Genomic DNA, 16,949 nt, shown 5'->3' with positions numbered 1-16,949 from the left:
CGCGGGAAACGCAGCTAAGCTGGACCTCTAAAGTGTCTTTCAGGTTTTTCTAGATCGGCTCACAGCATCCGCCGACTTTCTGAACTAAAGTTACCGTACTCTTCTTTGTCATCAGTCAATATTGTTCTAGATAAATATAGTCGATTTAACCCGTATTTGCAAGCAGAATGTTCGCTTGTGATCAAACCTAATACGGTTGCTTAGCTTGAACCTTCGAGACTAGTCGTGGTAGCGCTAAGAAGATTCCTAAGCCAAGCCCAAACAAAATAATTAACGAACCAGCCGCTAATTGCACACGACCAGTTAATTGCGCTACTGCCCCAAACAGGACTGGTCCGAGAATCGCTGAAAATTTGCCAAAAATATTGTAGAAACCAAAGAATTCACTAGCATGATCCTTGGGCACCAAACGGCCAAAGTAAGCGCGACTCAAAGCTTGCACCCCACCTTGTGAGGTTCCCACTAGAATTGCCAACACCCAAAATTCTGCCGCATTTTCAATAAATAACGCATATAACGCAATTCCGACATACACAATAATGCCACCAATCAACACATTACGGGTATTGAATTTTTTCGCCAAACGCCCGTATAAAATTGAGAATGGAAAGGCAATTAATTGGACAGCTAGTAAAACCGTTAATAGCGTCGTCGTATCAATCCCGACAGCTTTCCCGAAAAGCGATGCTTCGGTAAAAATCGTGTTAACCCCATCAATATAGAAGAAATACGCCAACAAGAACCAGGCAATTTCAGGATATTGGGCAATGTGACTGACCGTTTTCACAATCCGACTACCTGCTTCTTGAATCGGATGTGCAGGTAGCGGTAAATAGTTGGCTTGCTTAACATTGCGCCACATCGGCACCGTCCAGACTAACCACCATGCTGCGGCTAGAACAAAACCAAACATCACGCCGGCCGTCGTACTCATAAAGCCACGCAGTGCGTAAAAAATCAGAAACGGAATGACACCACCCAAGTAACCAAAACCGTAACCATTACTTGAAACGCGATCCATCCGCTCATCGGTCGTCACATCAGTTATAAATGCGTCATAAAAAATATTTGCCGCACTGTAACCAATATTGGCAATCATGAAAACAAATAACAACCACCACATCTTATTGTTGGGCACCAATGCTAAACCAGCTGTTCCGACAATCCCTAATGTCGTAAATATCGTGAACAGCCTTTGCTTGAAACCCGCGTAATCCGCCAGCGCACCTAAAATTGGTGCGGCAATTGCGACTAGAAACGTTGAGAGTGAATTGGCATATGACCAAAATGCCGTTGTATCAGCGGTCGAGTAGCCAGCATTTTTACCAACCGCAACCAACCAAATTGGCAAAACCGCCGTTACAACGATAATCCCATAACCTGAATTAGCCCAATCGTACAATATCCAAGATTTTTCTTGCTTGGTCAATTTTGTCGAATTTTTTGCCAATTAATTGTCCTCCGTTTTTAACGCTTCGGTCAGGGCATGCCCATCTAATTGATTTTCAAAGTGTAACCCAAGCAATGCCGCCATCGTTGGTGCTTCATCAACTAGCTTTGCTGCCGGAATGATTGTGTGTGCCACATCTGGCCCTGCCAATACGAGCGTCGTTTGGTAATCTGGTTTTGCCGGATAAAATCCATGAACTGCGCGATACCGATCAGGTTCTGAAATATCATCGCGGTTAACCGTTTCAACAACTGCCGGGCGGTTAAGTTCATCGGTGAAATAATACCCATTTTGCGCTTCAACCATTAACGTTGCTTGTTCATTAACGTGCCACGCCTCCAATTCAGCCGGCGACTTTACCATCTCAATTCCCTCAAGCGATGAAATTGCTGCCTTAACTTCGGCAATTAACGTTGCATCACGGACATAAACGTAAGTTGAGCCATCAGTCGTTTTCGCCATTACGCGCCAATCTTTTGCGATGTGCTGCTTGGCATCTTGAGTCAACCACCCTTTGGCTTCAAATAATTGATTAAAATGAATCATGCTATGAACGTCAATCTGGAAGTGATCACCAAGTACGATGAAATTCGTATGCGCATACGTTCCGGCGGTTTTTGTGGCTTCAATCAATTCCCCTAAACGGTGATCTAAGCGTGCTAAGGCTGCATAGGCTTCTGCTGAACGCACGCCATACTTGTGCCGATGCGAATCCATATCAACCAAGTGAATTGCCGTCAAATCCGGTTGCTTTTTTATCAACGTATCTACTGCCGCGGCGGTAATGAAATCATCCAAGTTTGGTTGTTGGATACCATTACGCAAATGGCCAAACCGCCGATTCATGTCAAAGGCAAAGTAAGGTGAACTCGCTGAAAACGAGACGAGATATTGATTCGTCCAAATTCGATTCGGAAAAATCTCGGCGATGTTCCAATTGATCGGCGCTTTGGCTTGCACTGGCCAAAGGAATGCGGCTGATTTCAAACCAGCTTTGTGTGCGAGATCAAAAATTGTAGGTACCTTAATATCCTTGGCATACCAATACCAGTCAGGTGCGTCCCCACGCTCTGGTTGGACTTTTGTATTATTGATAATTCCGTGCCGATTGGGATAGACCCCTGTACCAATCGTGGTGTGCGATGGATATGTCAATGTCGGATAAATACCCGTTACTTTTTGCACATGCGTCCCTTGTTCAATTAGCTGCGCCACATTTGGCATCAAATCTAAATGCTCCGCGATATCTTCAGCCCCCATGGCATCGAAGGACACAACAACTAAGCGATTATTTGTCTTTGTCATATTTTTCGTTATCACATCCTACTTGTGTGGTAGAAATCCCCTTTTTTCAGTTTATTGAAGTTATTCAATTATATTCTTTCGGTTGCGTAAAATACAACCGTGCGATGAATTTCAGCTCGATTCCGTCTGACGTGGAATTGAATAACATTGACCACTGCGTGCCAGTAAATTACTTGGCGCACCACGCTGGAAGCGGCCTCCCAAGCCAAAGTGCGGTCTTGGGCGGTTCGGACAAGCTGGGACTCTAAGGAATAAATTCCTAAGACTCCTCATCTTATCCTCAGCGGAAATATGTGCTACACACATATTCCCCCAGTCGCGGTGTAAAGGCTGCGCCCGCCAAGTAATTTGCCGCCACTCCGTTAGTTAGTGATAATTCTCAAACTATCAAACAAAGTTACCAACCACAGGACGTAGCAGTATGGAAAACAACACTGATAATAGAACCTCAGTAATTCGATAATTGAAATGTATAGAAACGATAAGCCCACGTTAGAATAAATAGGCTAAGTTTTTTTCTAGCGTGAAATTTGGATATGTGTCTCAGATTGATTCCCACTACGTGTCTGGAACCAGCCTCTTCGTTAGTTTGAGCAGGCAATCTGACTAGTACTATGCCGTAATCCTTGTCGCTGCAGGTTTCGCGGTAATCAGTAATTCCACGCTTATCTAGCGGAGTGATTTTCAGTCACGCAGTGGCATCATACATCTCATCCCATTTTATAAATTCCACGTCAGAATATATATAGCCTGAATTCCGCCTAAATCAAAAAGCTCGATTCCTAATATCGAAATCAAGCTTTTCATCCGCAACAAAATACTGCAATCCTAAGCAATCAAACACTTAATTGACCTCAGATTTTTTGTCGCACTTTTTCATTTACAATGCATCGTATGCTTCTTCAGATAATTCCAAATCTTCAATCATATCGGTAATTGTTTGGTACTTATGGGCAATGCGCGCCATTGTTGCACCGGCAATATGTGCAACCAAATCGTCAATGAACGTGTTTGATACTTTCACACCATTGCGTTCAGTACCCTGTTCATCATTTAATTTTGCGATGATTCCTTGCTTGGCAATATCCAAACCATAGGCGTTCGAAAGACCAATACTACCTGAAGTATGGCTAATGCTTTCTGCGAGCACTTCATCCAAACCAAAAGTTCCTTTATCATTTACTAACTGATTATTTAAGTCTTCATCAAAGGCAAAGGCACCTTGTTCCGTTGCGATATCAATGGCAATGCCCATCATAATCGTATTTTGTACTTCCCGCTTTTGCAAAACTTCATACAACATGTATGTCACGGTCGTCATCGACAAATCTTTTGTGTAATTTTTTTGCCGGTTATAAACCAATTCGGCAATGCTTTCCATGGTTACGCCACGGTTTTCAAGGATTTGAATAACGTGGTGATAGTTACGCTTATCATCATAAAGATCACGGAAATCTGGGTGATAAAATTTCTTCTTTAAACGTCCCAAATCTTGAATCAAAATCGTACGAGTAATTTCATCCATTTGTGCCATAGCTACACTAATCTCCTGTTCACATCGTTTAGTTTTAGTATACACCTATTGTGCGGGGGCATATATCAACACTTCGCAAAATCCAGCATATCTTAGTTATTGAGTAAGTACGCATAGCCCGCACAAAAAGCCCTCGATATTAGCGCGAGGACTGACCGTATTTATTCGGCAGTGTCAACAACTTCAGCAATTGGCGCTTTCAAATCTTGCAACTTGGCTGAGGGATGTAGCACTTCGACACCTGTAACCGGTTCAACCTTAGGCGTCATATCACCCATTGGATGATCGTCTTCCAATCCCATATCATACTCCTCAAGTTTTACCGCCAGAAAAGCCATTTGGCGCTTTATCCAGTCAGTATCTGGAATTAGGAGAATCCCGTCGACTTCTTTTATTTTTACAACCATCCCATCAGTGGTCTGATGATAATGGTTCCAATCTAGTTCAACATCTTCAGGCATAGCTTTTGCTTTGGCATTCATGGCTAATTTCATGCCAAGACCACCCACGACAATGCCCGCTACCGTTCCAAGTAATGTGTGCGTTGTTTTATTCATTAGTGTACATCCTTTCATTCATCTGCCACAGACTAGCCCCAATTTCGGCGCTCAACGAAAATCAAATTCTTCCCCATTTCCCCAACTTTTCATATCCTGTTTAATAATTAAATTATATCATTCTAACCGTTTTTTCACGTATCTGTGGTTTGCGGTAATTGCGCCCAAAAAGGTGCTCGGACAAATTTTGTCCAGGCACCTCGGCATTACTATTTATGCGCTTCAAGAAATTCCACATTTTGCTTACGTAATACATTCGTCAAACGCGTGGCCATAAACGTTTTATTGAAAATTACTTCTAATTCAGCATGTTCCATGGTTGCTTTCAATTCACTCGCTGCTTTAACCGTTAGCGCAACACTATTACTCCAAGCGGTCACGAAATCCGCCATCACTTGTGTATCCGCCTCCTCCGCAAATTCGGGCAATTGCAATTGGTCTGCTTCAGCGGTTACACGATATGTTTCATACACAATCGCCGCTAATTTACCAATATTGCCAACAATTTCCTTAATGTCACTATCCGTCAGTTGACGTTTTTCAACGACGTAAGCACCAACATCCCGCAAATTATCACCATAAACTGCGACTTGATTCAAAAATGGTACATATGCTTGTTCCGTCATAATTAAATTCCTCTTTTTAAAATTGCCACACTAACCGCAATATTTTCTTACTAGTTAATTTTACCAATAATCTGTGTAAATTCACTCATTATTACTACCACTGAAAAATTAAAACCTGACATCGCGTCTGAATTAACGTTTACCCAATACATAAAAAGCGTTGTGTTCGCATTATTTTTGCTGATTACTCGCATTATCATCGCTTAAAATTAAAGCTATACCAATTTTAATTTCGTGATTATTTTCATTCAGTTCGTTCACTAGATTGTGCCTGTTTTCCAGTTTATCTTCTTCTAAACCCTTTATATACAGGCATTCATAACAAACATCCCCAATCTATGATACGTTATAAAATTATACAGTAACTCACTAGCTTTCATAACTTTATGTATACCAATTAAATTTAACACTTGTCCTTAGCGCCCAAGTAGGATAGTATATTGATTTGACGAAAGCGCTCACAAAAATGATTTTATAAAACGAGGTACGTATGATAAAACCAAAACTTTTTCTCGATATGGATAACGTCTTAGTCGATACATTATCCATTTTGAACACAGCTGATCCAACAAATTTTAACGTGGCAAAGCCTGACCAAATCCCGGGCATTTTTCGTTCGCTGCCACCAGTCCCTGATGCAATTAGTGCGGTTAACCAACTGGCTGAGCATTTTGACTTATATATTCTGTCAACGGCGCCTTGGCAGAACCCAAGTGCATGGTCCGATAAAATACTGTGGTTAACCCAGTATTTTGGAGCGGCGGAAGACAGCGTGTTTTACAAAAAAGTCGTGATGACCCATGATAAATCGCTTGCCAAAGCTAATGGTGGGATATTAATTGACGACCGTCCCTATCATGGGGCTAGCGGTTGGGACGACGCGGCACTTGGAACTGCATGGGTGCAGTATGGTTTTGATGCCCAGCTAACCTGGTCATCTACGTTAGTCCAACTGCTCATCGATACTGCAAACTATTATCAAGCGCATGATGTAACTTTGCGGGCCGCCTTGGAAGCCGCCAACGCGTCACGCTTCCAGTTGCAAGGACCAGTAGAAACTTTTGCAAAAGCCCACTGGGAATAGGCTTAAGCGCTAATTTAACACAATTTTTATATTTTAGGGGAGATTAATAACATGACAATTGTATCAGGAAAACAAGTGGTTCAAACTGCACGGGCCAATGGTTACGCCGTTGGTGCCTTCAATACTAATAATTTAGAATGGACACAGGCCATCTTGCGCACTGCCGAAGCCAAGCAATCACCTGTTATTATCGCTGCATCAATGGGCGCAATCAAATACATGGGCGGCTTTAAAACTGTCGCTGAACTAATTAGGAACTTGGACAGCGCCATGAATATTACGGTGCCGGTTGCGATTCACTTAGACCACGGTGACTACGAAGCCGCAATTTCAGCCATCGCCGCCGGTTTTACCTCCGTGATGTTTGACGGGTCAAATTTAACTTTCGCCGACAACTTGGAAAAGACGCAAAAAATCATTGAATTTGCGCATACCGTTGGGGTTTCCGTTGAAGCAGAAGTTGGTACAATTGGCGGTGAAGAAGACGGTATTATCGGCTCAGGTGAAATTGCTTCAATTGACGAAGCCGTAATTATGGCGCAAACCGGGATTGATTTCTTGGCTGCCGGCATCGGTAACATCCATGGTGTTTACCCTAAAAATTGGGCTGGTTTAAACTTGGACCACTTAGAAAAATTAGCAGCCGCAGTTAATGAGGCCGTTGGTTACGATTTCCCATTAGTTTTACATGGTGCGTCCGGTGTTCCTGATGCGCAAATTGCCGTCGCCATCAAACACGGTGTCGCCAAAGTCAACGTGAATACCGAAGCCCAGCTCGCCTTTCACCAAGCCACCCGCGATTTTGTTCTCAGCGACAAAGACTTAATCGGTAAAAATTATGACCCGCGTAAATTCTTAGCGCCGGGTGTCAAAGCCATCGAAACTGCCCTCACCGACCGCATTAATGTGTTTGGCTCAGCCAATAAATAGCTGTCTGCCGCAAATACTGTTTAACTCAATTTGATCTATAAAAAATAACCCCGTAGCCACTGATTACAGATGGTTGCGGGGTTATTTGGCTATGTGTCTCAGATCCATTTCCACTACGAGGCTGGAACCAGTCTGGACACCGTGATGGAAGACAAGCATTTGAAGCCACAGTGCGGTCTTCAAATGTTTGCGAAGCTTGGTTCGCTAACGCGGCAACCATCTTCACAAATCCATAATCAGTAACGAAACCCGTTACTGATTATGCCATCACGGTGCGAGCTAAAGTCCAGCCTGGTTCCAGCCTCTTCGTTAGTTTGAGCAAGCAATCTGACTAGTAATATGCCGTAATCCTGTGCTGTAGGTTTAGCGGTAATCAATAATTCCACACTTATCTAGCGGAGTGACTGAAAATCACATTGTGGCCGGCAGGCTTTACACCGTGATGGGACGAACTTGACACCACGTGTCGGGTTTGTCGCTGAGGGGTAGAGCCGACCGGGCCTTATTTGTCCAGCGTAGCTACAAATGTGAGCAGTCTTTTGGCTTTAGCCATTAGACTGCCAGCTATCCCGAATTGCCCAAGACAGACATTCAGCCTGGAAGGCTAATCTAATCGGTTTTTGATTAGATTCAGTTGTTTGTTACAAACAAACTGCTGGAATGTTTTGCGTTGCCGTATCTCAGGCATAAGCACGTGGCTTGGGCATGTGCTTCCATCTCGGTGCACAATGTGATTTTCAGGCACGCAGTGGCATCATACATCTCATCACTTTTTATAAATTCCACGTCAGACGAAATAGAGCCTGTTTTAAACTTATGACGGCAAATTCAATGGCTACTAAAAACTAGTCTAGTGACCCTTCTTGAACTCATCATCGTCCTCAGTTTTAAGAACGGCCATGAAGGCTTCCTGCGGTACTTCAACGGTACCAACCGACTTCATCCGGGCTTTCCCACGTTTTTGCTTGTCTAACAACTTAGCACGACGGTCAGGATCACCGGTGTGAATCTTAGCGGTAACATCCTTACGGTAGGCCTTGATATTCGTCCGCGCAATAATTTTGGCCCCAATGGCTGCTTGCACTGGAATTTCAAAGTTCTGGCGGGGAATGATGTTTTTCAGCTTACCAGTAATAATACGCCCACGTTCAGCGGCAAAATCACGGTGCACGATGAAACTCAAAGCATCGACCTTTTCAGAATTCAACAAGATATCAATTGTTACCAAGTCAGATTGACGGTAGCCAGCTTCTTCATAATCCAATGAAGCGTACCCACGCGTGTTTGACTTGAGTTTATCGAAGAAGTCGAAGATGATTTCTGACAATGGTATGAAGTACTTCACGTTAACCCGTGAGTCATCCAAGTAATCCATCGTATCAAATTCACCACGTTTGCGCTGTGCCAAATCCATGACCGCCCCAACATATTCGTTAGGCACCATGATATTAGCATGGACATAAGGTTCTTCGATAAAACGAATTGAACTAACTTCTGGCATTTCGGCTGGGTTAGCCACTTCAACTTGTGTGCCGTCGTTCTTGGTAACCTTGTAGGTCACGGAAGGCGCCGTCGTGATCAAGTCGAGGTCAAATTCACGTTCCAATCGTTCTTGCACAACATCCATGTGCAACAATCCTAAGAATCCCGTCCGGAAACCAAAGCCCAAAGCTTGTGATGTTTCTGGTTCAAATTCCAAGGCAGCGTCATTAAGTTGGAGCTTTTCAAGGGCTTCGCGCAAATCCGTGAACTTGGCGTTATCGGTTGGATACAAACCAGAATAAACCATTGGCTTCATCGTCCGGTAACCTTCCAAAGGTTCAGCAGCGGGATTCTTCACGTGCGTAATAGTATCCCCAGAACGCGTGCTCTTGATGTCCTTGATAGCTGCGGTGATATAACCAACATCCCCGGCACCCAAGTAATCGCGGGGAACCGGTTTTGGTGAGTTAACGCCGACTTCAGTGACTTCAAATTCCGCACCAGAGTGCATCATCTTAATCTTGTCACCAACGCGCACAATTCCTTCACGCACACGGACTGTCAATACAACCCCACGATACGCATCGTAAGCTGAATCAAAGATCAACGCTTTTAATGGTGCTTCAATGTCACCTTCTGGCGCAGGCACTGATTTCACGATTTGTTCAAGCAATTCCTTGATGCCGATACCTTGCTTAGCGGAAGCCAAAACTGCTTCAGAAGCGTCGATTCCGATGACGTCTTCGATTTCAGCGCGAACTTTTTCCGGTTCAGCAGCTGGTAAATCAATTTTGTTAATCAAAGGCACGATTTCCAAATCATTGTCCATCGCCAAGTAAACGTTTGACAAGGTTTGGGCTTCAACCCCTTGGGCCGCATCAACAACTAAGACCGCCCCTTCACCAGCAGCAAGTGCCCGGGATACTTCATATTGGAAATCGACGTGACCTGGTGTGTCAATCAAGTGAAAGACATAAGTTTCACCATCTTCAGCGTCATAGTGCAATTCGACGGAGTTCATCTTGATAGTTATGCCACGTTCACGTTCAAGCTCCATCGAATCCAAAAGTTGGTCTTGCGCTTCACGGGCCGTAATTGCGTGGGTTAAATCTAAGATACGATCAGCAATGGTCGACTTACCGTGATCAATGTGGGCGACGATACTAAAGTTCCGAATATGTTTTTGACGTTCTCGCATTTCTTCTAAATTCATTTAAGCGACGTCCTTTCTCATTAGGCTGGTATCTAAATAACCAGCAGTTTAATTTATTTTGATTAACGAACAGCGTGACAGTCAAAAAGTACCTGCACGACTAACCGAAATTTTATATTTGCTATAAAAATATTCCGTACTTTACCTTAACTATATAATTTTACCAGTAAATGCGAAAAAAAGAACTAAGGATTTCCCTCAGTTCTCAAGTTTCTCGCGATTAAGTTCGATTTGCCACCTAATTAATGGCATATTTTGCTGAATCACGTATTACTATTTATTGAAAGTCCCAATCCCCCCCATCATCGGAAAACTTGAATGTAATAACCTTATCACCAGTTACCGTCGTGTGATATTCATACTTACTATTGTCATAATTCTGGAGCGCAAGCGGATTCCCAGTTGGAAAATAATCTGTACCCTTGTAGCTTAACACCCCCGTATAATCAACGTCCGTTTGTGTATAGACAAATCGCTGGTCATAGTAGACCGATTTCTGCCCTTTTTCAAGCGTTGTATATTTAATCGTTTCATTATAACCGTCATCAACATCTGTAGTTTTCAGCTGATATTTAATCGTATAGACAAATTGCTTGGGCACTACTTTCACAGTTAACACTTTATTATTAATTCGATAAGTAGCACCTTTTTTCACTTGATACCCCACCTTTGAAAAGGTTGCAATGTACTTCTTGGCGTACGGCTTTGTCAGATATTTTTTAGTTGCCACTAATTTAGCGTTGCGACTATTAACAAATTTAACACTGACCCACGCCTTTTTTGGCATTAATTTAAACGTCAATGTCTTACGCTTGTTAATCACATATTTTTTGTTAATTTTCTTCGGTTGGTAACCGGCTACACGAACCGTTTTTATTTGCTTAATACTACCTTTGTTAATCCGATATTTTTTCGAACTAATCGTTGAACCCGTCCAACTATTTTTGTACTTAATTCGCACTGTCACTTTTTGCCGGGTGGCTTTGGCATGGCTTAGCTTTAATTTTTGGTTTGATTTAATCTTAATTTTTTTAGCAGTTTGACCAATTTTGTACGTTTTAACAATTTTCCCGTTGCTATTCTTCACATATGCGTATGCGGTTGGTTTAGCATGTGAATTGTACCAAACACGGTAATCACCCTTCGCGCCATACAAAAACTCATCGACGGTTGGGAAAATCACGCCGCTAGAATCCTCAATTGAATCATCCGCCCACTGCCAATCAGCCTCATCAACGGAGATAAAATACATATATGGCAATGAAGAGATAGCTTGGTAATGGTATGTCGTGTCATCCCACAGAATATCGCCATCGTGAACGAAATGTTTTTTCTTAATGGAATTCTTATTGGTGTTGGTTACGGTGTAATATTTGTTATACGTGCTCGCCGAAACATTCGGTGCATTCATTACAAAACAAATTGCCATTACCAATAACATCGCTAAAATCATCGGAATTTTTATAAATCGTTTCATTTTACTTTCCCCATTTTCTAAATTTTTTGCAATATTTGCATTCGTTTACTATCTAATTAAATTTTACTCCTCTGCAAATTAACACACAATTTACGCGACTTAACGTTGCCACTTTTACAAAAATTTCGTCTCAATGCGGGCTTTTCACCTCACGGCAAATAGCTCGACTTCCCCTTAGATCACTAAGGAGAAATCGAGCCATTTTGTATGGTTATGCCACTTTACGGTGCCACCAGCCAACACGTGGTTTAAAAATTAAGATGAACATCACGGCATTGATAAAGACAATCACCCCAATCGTCAAGATAACATACACCATTTGTGCGCGCATATAGCCGTTGTTCCACGGTTGTACTTCTTCGCTAATCGAGAACGTTGTATATACCAAAGTGGTAATCCACAGGGGCCACTTCAGTTTTTCAAACATTACAAAATCACCATTGCGTTCAAACGAGAAGCGACTGTACAAAATGCTTGCAAAAACGATACCAATTACACCTACCACAAACACAATAATCAATATTCGTTGCGCTGTTAACAGATTATCCATCATCGAAAGCGCCGCCGTTGTCGACATATGCAGGACGTTTGTTGCGACGTCGAGATAAACATTGCTAACCGCATGGGCAAAGAAAATTGTCGACAAACCAAAGCCACCAATTAAAATCAACGCCCACAGGGTTTGGCCAATAATTTGCGTAGTTAACACAATCAAACCAATTCCGAATATAAAGAACGCGCTAACTGCTAACACATTTATCGGTGTAAGATACCCACCAACGTTATATGCGCTATTTGGAATTGCGAGATAGATTGCACCAAAGTACAGTACCTCACCAATTACCGTCAATAACGTTGGTAGACCAACAATAATTGCTAATTTAGTCCAAAAAATTGATATCCTTTTGTACCGCGATGCGAATAATAGACTATTGAAATTCTTGGCTGTGTCCATCACCAGTAAGACAAATGTCGCTACCAAAATCATTGCTAAGACAAAAAGCGACGGTTCGAGTGGCATATTTCGCAAATTGTGGGGACCTGCATAACTAAATTGATTATTCCAGAATTTCGCCGTTCCCCGCTTTTGAATCTCACTAATTGGCTTCACTCGTTTTTGCACGACTTTGCTATCATCATTTAGCACCGAGCTATCAAAATCATCTGGATGCGCAGTATATTGTTGCGCAAATTTTTCTGAGTGCAGATACACATTAGCTTGATTCCATTGATGAATATCATTGGCCGTGGTGACTGCAAAGCTTCCCACAATCACTATCATCACAGTTAAGACAAGCACTTTATAACGTTGCCATAATAATTTAAATAACTTCATTTCGTTCCCCCTACTTTTCCAACACATAATCCGCTTCATTAACCAGCGTCGTCCGGAACAAGTCCTCCAAGTTCAATGGTAAATCTTCAAATAACAACGGTGCGCTATGCGCGATCATTTCATCAATTTTGCGGTTATAGTCGTTGAATACCACAACAATAACGCGCCCCCGCTGTTCAACTATCGTTCCATATTCACTAATGAAATCCGGGGTTTCTTCACGAAATACTAATTGAATTTTGCGGGCATTTTCACGCGATGATTCCAATGTGTACTCACGGGCAATGCGCGCGTCAGCCAATATAATTGCTCGATCAATCAATGTATCCAATTCCGTTAAATTATGCGATGAAATCAAAATACTAATATGTTGTGTTTGCACTGCATCTATCAAAACGCGCTTCACCGTTTCTCGCACTAATACATCCAAGCCATCGAGTGGTTCATCCAAAATTATGAATTGGGCTTTCGAGGCAAGCGCCAACAAGACGTTAAATAGCCCCTGCATCCCCTTTGAATAACTACGATAACGACTATCCATTGGCAAATGATGCTCTTGGACTACCGTCAAAAATCGGTCACTGTCAAACTTGTCGTATAACAAGCTATACATCTTGGCAATCTGCGCTGGCGTATAATCCGTCAAATAATTATTCTGCTGATCAATAAAGAACATATTTTGCCGTAATTCCAAATCATCACTAACCAGCTGGTCATCAATTCCCACGGTTCCTTGATCCGCCAAATATTGCCCCATCATCGTCCGAAATAACGTTGTTTTACCAACCCCATTCCGCCCAATAATTCCTAAAACTTCACCTTGCTTAACCGTAAAACTAATGTCATTCAATACGACATGTTTATTAATCATTTTCGCTAAATTGTTTACTTTTAATTCCATGATTTCCCCCATACCACTCTGCAACCAAAGCTTGCATTTTTTGTTCTGTTAATCCCATGTAGGTCGCTTCCGTCAAAAGCTCGCTCAGCTGCTGCTTAAAAATTTGCAACTGCCGATCATCCACATCACCACTCAACTGCATCGCGACAAACGTGCCACGCCCTAGCACAGTTTCAATAATTCCTTGCGCCTCCAACGCCTTGTATGCTTTCGCGACTGTATTCGGATTAACCAATTGTCGTTGGGCCATTTCACGAACCGATGGTAACTTATCCCCCACCTGTAAAATCCCCAACAAAATATCTTCTTTAATCCCATACATGAGTTGCTCATAAAGTGGTCGCCCACTTTTTTGATTCATATTCAAAGTTTCACCAACTTTCTATGCTTCTAAGCACAATGTTTGTGTGCCATGTGTATTACTATACGTAGTACACTGCAACATGTAAAGAAATTTATGTAATTCGGGCGTATTTAACCCATTGTTTGCATGTAGCAATTAAAAGATTTGTCATACGCAATAAGCTAATTAACAACATTAAAATCAAGCATCAAAAAAGGGCTATTTTTTTCTAGCGTGGAATTTAGATATGCGTCTCAGATTGATTCCCACTACGTGTCTGGAACCAGTCTGGACACCGTGATGGAAGACAAGCATTTGAAGCCACAGTGCGGTCTTCAAATGTTTGCGAAGCTTGGTTCGCTAACGCGGTAACCATCTTCACAAATCCATAATCAGTAACGAAACCCGTTACTGATTATGCCATCACGGTGCGAGCTAAAGTCCAGCCTGTTTCCAGCCTCTTCGTTAGTTTGAGTAGGCACGCAGCAGCATCATACATCTCATCACATTTTATAAATTCCACGTCAGACGTGAACGTCAAAAAAGTCCTGATTTCTAACCCGCTTAGCATAGAAATCAGGACTTTTATTTAAAAATCTATCGGAACTGACCGCTTATTTGCGGTCAATTGTTACGTGTTCACTCATCTAACTGCGTACCAAAGCTTTGTTGCATTTTAGCCAACTGCCCATGATTCAGTAAATACAAAACCCAGCCGCCGAGGACTGCACCAACTAATGCCGAGGGAATGAAAAACGGAATATAGAAATAGAAATGGTGTAAATCTAACCCGTAAATTAATTTCATCACGGGATATGAGAACAAGGCGCCAAACAAGCCGACCCCCACTACTTCACCAATAACCGCCATATAGATTTTTCCGCTCAGTCGGTAAAGGATTGCCGCCAAAGCTGGTGCCACCAAAATGCTGACGACACTGGTTGCTGGCCGACCTTCAAAGCCCATCCGTGCCAATCCCGTCATAATTGCTGCGGCCGTCGCATAACCCGGACCTAGGAGTACTGCTGCTAAAACATCGATAAAATGTTGAAATGGCGCCATATTTGGGAATACAAATACCGTTGATAAGACGTAACTCATCGCGGATAAAATTGCCGTGGCGATTAATTTGCGCGTGCGTACTTGGCGCTTCAATACATTTGTCATTTTTTGACCAAACCCTCTCTTCAAATTGCTACTTGAATTAGCGGTCGTAACTACCAGTTACCTCTCACCCCGTGGCGTTGTATGCAACAATCGGGTTCCCTCGCAAAATATTTGAGTACTAGTTGTGCGCTCCCACACCTAGCTTTATTTCTGATCAATCCCCCCAACCGCACTAAAAAACCGCCGTTCGACTGCATAAAGACAGCCAAACAGCGGCACTCTGCCAATGTTTAACCACTTCCCTACGCGAGTTCAAACTCAACAGGTTCAAAGGGTCGACATTGTCTCTCAGCCGCTAAACGGCACCCCTAGTGCATAATATTTGATTACCAATTGAGTGTAACACAAGTTTTTTGGTAGTTAAAGCGGTTTTGGATGAAGCATCCAGTAAATGTTGGTGAGTTTAATTGGAACATCAATTAAACTAGCTATTCCCCAGCTTTTCGGACCTCAATCCATTGCGGCATAAAATCTTTATCAGTAATTCCTACACGAACAGCATCATTAATTCCTACTTGAGCCATCATTAGCAAATTCATAGAAGTTTGGGTTTTAGTTGCATGAATTAACTTACTTTCCATATTTTCGGATATTAGTAAGTACAAGTAACGCTCATATTCTATATCCTCATCAATGGTTGCTGCTCTCCAGAAATTAATATCACTTGCGACTTTTTCGGCAAGCTTCCGTTTCACATTAATTGGATAAATTTCAATGCCAAATACAATCCACTCATCTTCAGTCTCATCAATATCCTCATCGCCAGAAGAAAACGAATCATTAATTGAGTTCCAACGGGCAATCGTGGCCGCTTGCTCACCACGAACCACCTCGGTCGTTCGCACTAATAATTTTGCCGCGTTCTTAGGTTTGGCATCACGGGGTTCAATCCATCCCCATTCACCCGCTGGCAATGGATTCTCTTCGCCCCCATAGTAGTCGCCTAGTTGCGGCACACCATGAAAATCGTGGTTTCCTTGTTTAAGGATATTATTTTCCGCCTGAGCGTCGACTTCCTGCCGTTCTTTTTCAGTGTTTATTTGTTCAATTTGTTGTGTTAAAACCGCACTCAATTCATTTTGCTGCTTGAGCTTAGTTTCCTGTTTAACAATCATGGCTAATTGGTTTTCTAGTTGCTGACCTATCTCTGCCAGACACTTTTCCCGCGTGATGCGGTTATCTTGGGTAACACATGTATTAGTTCCCTTTTCGATTTTTGTAATATTTTCTTCCAGCTTGGCAATATTATCTTTTATGAGTGCACATTGTGCCATAATATCGTCAATTTTAGACAGCTTCGGCGTACATTCGTGAACTACATAAACGAGTTCATGAGCTGTCCGAGCAACTTCATCCATGTTTACTACTACGGATTTTGCTTGCCCTTTATTAAAAAATTTAATTTCATCATCTTGAAAAACAACGTAATCCCCATCATCCAGCACGCGGGCAAACCGTGAGACTAAATCTGTTTTGGCGTAAAGTTGTGATAAATCTAAATAATTTGCAATTGGCATCGCCACTCCTCCATTTTCATGCTTACA

At 42.4% G+C, this 16,949-nt stretch carries 14 protein-coding genes and 1 riboswitch; of the genes, 2 read left to right on the top strand and 12 right to left on the bottom strand.

The features are described 5' to 3' along the window. Nucleotides 1–187: 187 nt before the first annotated feature. The 5 genes from EQG49_RS11935 to EQG49_RS11915 all read right to left on the bottom strand — a co-directional run bounded on the left by EQG49_RS11935 (nt 188) and on the right by EQG49_RS11915 (nt 5,472). The gene (locus EQG49_RS11935; RefSeq protein ID WP_133364190.1) at nt 188–1,450 is read right to left on the bottom strand and encodes an MFS transporter; all 1,263 of its coding nucleotides are present in this window, start codon (nt 1,448–1,450) and stop codon (nt 188–190) included. Next, nucleotides 1,451–2,755 carry an alkaline phosphatase family protein gene (locus EQG49_RS11930; RefSeq protein WP_133364189.1) on the bottom strand — a complete coding sequence of 435 codons (1,305 nt, stop codon included), beginning with the start codon at nt 2,753–2,755 and terminating at the stop codon, nt 1,451–1,453. 880 nt (nt 2,756–3,635) lie between these two features. Further along, complete coding sequence (locus EQG49_RS11925) at nt 3,636–4,289, bottom strand: phosphatidylglycerophosphatase A (protein ID WP_207668554.1); 654 nt, start codon at nt 4,287–4,289, stop codon at nt 3,636–3,638. A 161-nt stretch (nt 4,290–4,450) separates the two neighbouring features. Then, nucleotides 4,451–4,846 (bottom strand): hypothetical protein, encoded by a 396-nt coding sequence (locus tag EQG49_RS11920; protein WP_133364188.1) that lies wholly within the window; start codon nt 4,844–4,846, stop codon nt 4,451–4,453. A gap of 209 nt (nt 4,847–5,055) precedes the next feature. After that, nucleotides 5,056–5,472, bottom strand: coding sequence for a hypothetical protein (locus tag EQG49_RS11915; protein ID WP_133364187.1), 417 nt, complete (start codon nt 5,470–5,472; stop codon nt 5,056–5,058). A 490-nt stretch (nt 5,473–5,962) separates the two neighbouring features. Between EQG49_RS11915 and EQG49_RS11910 the strand changes: the two genes are divergently transcribed. Further along, on the top strand, nt 5,963–6,556 hold the full coding sequence (locus tag EQG49_RS11910; protein ID WP_133364186.1) for a 5' nucleotidase, NT5C type: 594 nt from the start codon (nt 5,963–5,965) through the stop codon (nt 6,554–6,556). A gap of 51 nt (nt 6,557–6,607) precedes the next feature. Continuing rightward, nucleotides 6,608–7,486 (top strand): class II fructose-1,6-bisphosphate aldolase, encoded by an 879-nt coding sequence (fba, locus tag EQG49_RS11905; RefSeq protein ID WP_133364185.1) that lies wholly within the window; start codon nt 6,608–6,610, stop codon nt 7,484–7,486. 850 nt (nt 7,487–8,336) lie between these two features. Here fba and lepA read toward each other — a convergent pair. The 7 genes from lepA to EQG49_RS11870 all read right to left on the bottom strand — a co-directional run bounded on the left by lepA (nt 8,337) and on the right by EQG49_RS11870 (nt 16,922). Next, on the bottom strand, nt 8,337–10,181 hold the full coding sequence (lepA, locus tag EQG49_RS11900; protein WP_133364184.1) for a translation elongation factor 4: 1,845 nt from the start codon (nt 10,179–10,181) through the stop codon (nt 8,337–8,339). Between the two features lie 277 nt (nt 10,182–10,458). Beyond that, nucleotides 10,459–11,658 (bottom strand): hypothetical protein, encoded by a 1,200-nt coding sequence (locus EQG49_RS11895; protein WP_133364183.1) that lies wholly within the window; start codon nt 11,656–11,658, stop codon nt 10,459–10,461. Nucleotides 11,659–11,869: 211 nt separating this feature from the next. After that, nucleotides 11,870–12,994, bottom strand: a complete 1,125-nt coding sequence (locus EQG49_RS11890) for a hypothetical protein (RefSeq protein WP_133364182.1) — start codon at nt 12,992–12,994, stop codon at nt 11,870–11,872. Between the two features lie 10 nt (nt 12,995–13,004). Then, nucleotides 13,005–13,895 (bottom strand): ATP-binding cassette domain-containing protein, encoded by an 891-nt coding sequence (locus tag EQG49_RS11885; RefSeq protein WP_165964892.1) that lies wholly within the window; start codon nt 13,893–13,895, stop codon nt 13,005–13,007. Beyond that, nucleotides 13,858–14,256, bottom strand: a complete 399-nt coding sequence (locus EQG49_RS11880) for a GntR family transcriptional regulator (RefSeq protein WP_133364180.1) — start codon at nt 14,254–14,256, stop codon at nt 13,858–13,860. The genes EQG49_RS11885 and EQG49_RS11880 overlap by 38 nt, the downstream gene beginning before the upstream one ends. A 621-nt stretch (nt 14,257–14,877) precedes the next feature. Further along, nucleotides 14,878–15,405 (bottom strand): energy coupling factor transporter S component ThiW, encoded by a 528-nt coding sequence (thiW, locus tag EQG49_RS11875; protein ID WP_133364179.1) that lies wholly within the window; start codon nt 15,403–15,405, stop codon nt 14,878–14,880. Nucleotides 15,406–15,627: 222 nt separating this feature from the next. Further along, nucleotides 15,628–15,725: riboswitch (TPP riboswitch) on the bottom strand. A gap of 108 nt (nt 15,726–15,833) precedes the next feature. After that, complete coding sequence (locus tag EQG49_RS11870; RefSeq protein WP_133364178.1) at nt 15,834–16,922, bottom strand: hypothetical protein; 1,089 nt, start codon at nt 16,920–16,922, stop codon at nt 15,834–15,836. Nucleotides 16,923–16,949: the final 27 nt, after the last annotated feature.

The organism is Periweissella cryptocerci, assembly GCF_004358325.1.
In the GTDB taxonomy this organism is placed as follows: Bacteria; Bacillota; Bacilli; order Lactobacillales; family Lactobacillaceae; genus Periweissella; species Periweissella cryptocerci.
Note: the sequence above shows the minus strand (reverse complement) of the source record. Positions and strands in the feature narration are given on the sequence as shown.

What these genes read in the sequence shown, in the direction of transcription:
- EQG49_RS11910 (WP_133364186.1), top strand. Translation starts at nt 5,963, where the DNA reads ATGATAAAACCAAAACTTTTTCTCGATATGGATAACGTCTTAGTCGAT.
- EQG49_RS11885 (WP_165964892.1), bottom strand. Translation starts at nt 13,895, where the DNA reads ATGGAATTAAAAGTAAACAATTTAGCGAAAATGATTAATAAACATGTC.
- EQG49_RS11890 (WP_133364182.1), bottom strand. Translation starts at nt 12,994, where the DNA reads ATGAAGTTATTTAAATTATTATGGCAACGTTATAAAGTGCTTGTCTTA.
- EQG49_RS11915 (WP_133364187.1), bottom strand. Translation starts at nt 5,472, where the DNA reads ATGACGGAACAAGCATATGTACCATTTTTGAATCAAGTCGCAGTTTAT.
- EQG49_RS11925 (WP_207668554.1), bottom strand. Translation starts at nt 4,289, where the DNA reads ATGGCACAAATGGATGAAATTACTCGTACGATTTTGATTCAAGATTTG.
- EQG49_RS11895 (WP_133364183.1), bottom strand. Translation starts at nt 11,658, where the DNA reads ATGAAACGATTTATAAAAATTCCGATGATTTTAGCGATGTTATTGGTA.
- fba (WP_133364185.1), top strand. Translation starts at nt 6,608, where the DNA reads ATGACAATTGTATCAGGAAAACAAGTGGTTCAAACTGCACGGGCCAAT.
- EQG49_RS11870 (WP_133364178.1), bottom strand. Translation starts at nt 16,922, where the DNA reads ATGCCAATTGCAAATTATTTAGATTTATCACAACTTTACGCCAAAACA.
- EQG49_RS11880 (WP_133364180.1), bottom strand. Translation starts at nt 14,256, where the DNA reads ATGAATCAAAAAAGTGGGCGACCACTTTATGAGCAACTCATGTATGGG.
- EQG49_RS11920 (WP_133364188.1), bottom strand. Translation starts at nt 4,846, where the DNA reads ATGAATAAAACAACGCACACATTACTTGGAACGGTAGCGGGCATTGTC.
- EQG49_RS11930 (WP_133364189.1), bottom strand. Translation starts at nt 2,755, where the DNA reads ATGACAAAGACAAATAATCGCTTAGTTGTTGTGTCCTTCGATGCCATG.
- lepA (WP_133364184.1), bottom strand. Translation starts at nt 10,181, where the DNA reads ATGAATTTAGAAGAAATGCGAGAACGTCAAAAACATATTCGGAACTTT.
- thiW (WP_133364179.1), bottom strand. Translation starts at nt 15,405, where the DNA reads ATGACAAATGTATTGAAGCGCCAAGTACGCACGCGCAAATTAATCGCC.